The sequence below is a fragment of the Variovorax sp. 10N420 genome (assembly GCF_056394705.1).
In genome coordinates, this window is record NZ_JBFTIJ010000042.1 from 1 (window position 1) to 1,063 (window position 1,063).

Here is a 1,063-nt window from a genome sequence, read left to right on the forward strand (position 1 = left end):
AAGGCCTACGACCAGATCGACGCGGCGCCCGAAGAGAAGGCGCGCGGGATCACGATCAACACCGCGCACGTGGAGTACGAGACGGCCAACCGTCACTATGCGCACGTGGACTGCCCGGGGCACGCTGACTATGTGAAGAACATGATCACTGGCGCGGCTCAGATGGACGGCGCGATCCTGGTGTGCTCGGCTGCTGACGGCCCGATGCCCCAGACGCGCGAGCACATCCTGCTGGCCCGCCAGGTGGGCGTGGGCTACATCATCGTGTACCTGAACAAGTGCGACATGGTGGATGACAAGGAGTTGCTCGAACTGGTTGAAATGGAAGTTCGCGAGCTCCTGGACAAGTACGAATTCCCCGGCGACGACACCCCCATCATCCATGGCTCGGCCAAGCTGGCGCTGGAAGGCGACAAGGGCGAGCTGGGCGAAGGCTCGATCATGAAGCTGGCCGAGGCGCTGGACAGCTACATCCCCACGCCTGAGCGCGCGGTGGACGGTACGTTCCTGATGCCGGTGGAAGACGTGTTCTCGATCTCGGGTCGCGGCACGGTGGTCACTGGCGCGGTCGAGCGCGGCGTGATCAAGGTGGGCGAAGAAATCGAGATCGTGGGTATCCGCCCGACGCAAAAGACCACCTGCACGGGTGTGGAAATGTTCCGCAAGCTGCTGGACCAAGGCCAAGCCGGTGACAACGTGGGCGTGCTGCTGCGCGGCACCAAGCGCGAAGAAGTCGAGCGCGGCCAGGTGCTGTGCAAGCCCGGTTCGATCAAGCCGCACACGCACTTCACCGCCGAGGTGTACGTTCTGTCCAAGGATGAGGGCGGTCGTCACACGCCGTTCTTCAACAACTACCGTCCGCAGTTCTACTTCCGCACGACGGACGTGACTGGCGCGATCGAGTTGCCCAAGGACAAGGAAATGGTCATGCCGGGCGACAACGTGTCGATCACAGTGAAGCTGATCAACCCGATTGCCATGGAAGAGGGCCTGCGCTTCGCAATTCGCGAAGGTGGCCGCACCGTCGGCTCGGGCGTCGTGGCAAAGATCCTCGACATCTGAT

At 62.7% G+C, this 1,063-nt stretch carries 1 protein-coding gene; it reads left to right on the forward strand.

From position 1 onward, the window contains the following. The coding region (gene tuf, locus AC1DEK_RS30120; protein WP_478128990.1) for an elongation factor Tu at positions 1–1,062 on the forward strand (1,062 nt) is incomplete at its 5' end. Position 1,063: the final 1 nt, after the last annotated feature.